The 3,282-nt window shown below is 40.6% G+C and carries 2 protein-coding genes; both read left to right on the forward strand.

Going from position 1 to position 3,282, the window contains the following annotated elements:
• Positions 1 to 227 precede the first annotated feature (227 nt).
• Complete coding sequence (locus ACRCJ0_RS11000) at positions 228 to 1,967, forward strand: ABC transporter ATP-binding protein (protein ID WP_069285735.1); 1,740 nt, start codon at positions 228 to 230, stop codon at positions 1,965 to 1,967.
• The coding region (locus ACRCJ0_RS11005) for an ABC transporter ATP-binding protein (protein ID WP_431390465.1) at positions 1,960 to 3,282 on the forward strand (1,323 nt) is incomplete at its 3' end. The genes ACRCJ0_RS11000 and ACRCJ0_RS11005, both read left to right, overlap by 8 nt.

Genomic DNA, 3,282 nt, shown 5'->3' on the forward strand with positions numbered 1-3,282 from the left:
ACCAAATGGTGTGGTTGACCGTATGGATACTACTTACGAAGAATTTTTAGACAATAAAGATGTGCAAGACCGCATCCAAAAATTATACGCTGAATAAATAGTGTTGTTAAAACACAAACTGATAAAAGCAGACCGATTTCGGTCTGCCTTTTATTCACTTTGGCGATAATTTATTCTTTATATTTTTCAATGACTACTAGGCAAAATAAGTTTAAGGAGGAGAACATTTGAATTTTATCTGGAAATACGTTAAAAAATACCCTGGTAAATTGCTGATCACATTCATTGCCACCTTTGGGACCGCAGCAGTAATGATTGGCTTACCTACCCTATTAGCGCAAATGATTGATAATGCCATTATTACCCAGAATATCCCTTTATTATGGCGCTATACATGGATAATGATGGGATTGGTGGTACTATCCCTCGTTTCACGGACGATTACCGCTTATACGGTTTCTAATATCGTCAATGACATGGTTATGAACATCCGAAATGACGCCTACAAGAAAATGCAAAACCTATCTCACCATGAGTTTCAAGAGTTAGGTGTGGCATCTTTAACGACCCGTATTTCAACCGATGCCTTTGTGATTTTACAATTTATGGAGATGACTTTAAAACAAGGCCTAGTATCGCCTATGATGCTAATTTTCTCGATCATTATGATCTTCTCCATTTCACCAGCATTAGGAATCTACGTGATTCCCGTTTCTATTATTATCATCTTATCTGTAATTTTTATTGCCAAATACACTTTGCCGATTTCCGAAAAACAACAGGCAAGTTTAGATAATATCAACCGGATTCTACGAGAAAACATTACTGGTTTACGTGTAATCCGTGCCTTCAATAATGAGCACTTCCAAGAAGGCCGGTTTAAAGACGTTAACCAATCTTACAAGAAACAATCTGGTAAATTATTCAAAATCATCGCGGTTACACCGGCCCTATTCTCTCTATTATTGAATACCGTGATTATTGCGATCCTTTGGTTTGGGGCTGGCTTGATTGAGACTGGTTCTATGCAAGTCGGTATCATGGTTGCCTTTATCGAGTACGTTTTCCACGCATTATTCTCATTATTAATGTTTGCCAACATTTTTATGATGTACCCACGTGCGGCGGTTTCAGCTGGTCGATTACGAGAGGTGATGGATATGCCAATTACAGTTGCTTCACCTGATCCACAAGTGGCTATTACTGAATCTGATGAATTTGGTACCCTAGAATTCCGTGACGTTGACTTTGCTTATCCAGATGCTTCTAAGCCCGTTCTACGGAACATTTCCTTTAAAACAAATCCTGGTGAAACGGTGGCTTTTATTGGGTCAACTGGATCTGGTAAATCAACGATTGTTAAGTTAATCCCACGTTTCTACGACGTGAGTAAGGGTCAGATTTTAATTGACGGGATTGACGTTCGAAACTATGAATTGAATGCTTTACGATCAAAAATTGGGTATACACCGCAAAAAGCCCTACTATTTACTGGGGATATCGCGGAAAACTTACGTTATGGTAAATTCAATGCGGATGATATGGACCTGGACCGAGCGACTAACGTGGCGCAGGCTTCTGAATTTATTAACCGTTTGGAAACCAAATATGCGACTCATTTAGATGAAGGTGGGGCCAACCTATCTGGTGGACAAAAACAACGTTTGTCTATTGCCCGTTCCATTATCGCGGACCGAGAAATTTACATCTTTGATGACTCGTTTTCAGCACTAGACTACAAGACTGATGCTGCAGTGCGCCAAGCCTTAAAAGACGAAACACAGAATGCAACAACTATCATCGTTGCTCAACGTGTAAGTTCTATTATCCATGCTGACCAAATCATCGTTCTAGATGAAGGTGAAGTGGCAGCGCGCGGTACTCATAAGGAATTGCTTAAAACGTCTGAACTTTACTATGAAATTGCATCATCTCAATTAAGTGAGGAGGAATTAAATCGTGGCTAATACAGAAATTGAAAAACGAGAAATTCCAACTAAGGAAATCTTAGGTAACCTATGGCGGTATATCAAACCCTATAAAGGCCAATTCTTCTTGGCCATGTTTGCCACTGTTTGGATGAATATTGCCGGTGTTTTAGAACCTATCGTACTGGGTTTAGCTATCACTGAATTAACCAGTAATGTAGTGGATTTGATGAACCAAGTACCTGGTGCAGGTATCAACTATGATTACGTTGGTTACATTGCCCTACTTTACTTTATCCGTGGTTGCTTCTTCTGGTCGGGTCAATACTTAGGTCAGTATTGGCTAACAAACGTGGTACAAAATGCTATTTACGACCTTCGTAACGATGTGGCTAAGAAAGCCAACAACATGCCTGTTTCTTATTTTGACAGCCATCCAACGGGTGATGTCTTATCCCGAATGACCAATGATATTGATTCAATTACCAATGCTTTGCAACAGTCCTTTATCCAGTTCGTGAATGCGATTCTTGGGATTTCCTTTGCGGTTATTTCCATGTTCATTATTCAATGGCACCTCGCCTTAATTATTGTGACCACAATTCCATTGTCATTCCTTTTTGCTAAGCTGATTATTAACCAATCGCAATCAGCCTTCCAAAATCAAGCGAATGCCTTGGGGAACTTATTTGGTTATACGCAAGAACAATTGTCAGGTTTCACTGAAATCAAGGTTTACAGTCGTCAAGAGGAATCGGTGGCAGAATTCGAACGCCGAAACCAACAATTGCGGGATTACGGTTTTAGAGCCAGCTTCCTATCGTCTCTAATGATGCCGTTACTGAATACGGTAAGTAACTTGGGTTACGTGGCCACTGCGATTGCTGGTGGTTTATATACCCTTGCTGGGAAGTTGACAGTTGGTAATCTACAAGCCTTGGTCCAATACGTGATGCAAATTACCCAACCGATTCAAATGTTGACCCAACTATCTGGTGTCTTACAATCAGCCCTAGCTGCCGCCCACCGTGTCTTTGATTTCTTAGACGAGGAAAATGAGATCCAAGAAGAAGTTACTGGCCACCTACCAGCGAAAGTTACTGGTGCTGTTGAATTCGACCACGTTCGCTTCGGTTATGACCCAGAGAAGCCCTTGATGCAAGATATCTCATTCAAAGTTGAACCTGGTCAAACAGTGGCTATTGTAGGACCAACTGGTGCAGGTAAAACGACTTTAATCAACTTGTTGATGCGTTTTTATGACGTAGATGCTGGTGCGATTAAAATTGATGGTGTACCTACTAAATCAATGACACGCGGGGAATTGCGCAAGCACTTTGGTATGGTATTACAA

Source organism: Aerococcus sp. L_32 (assembly GCF_050689315.1).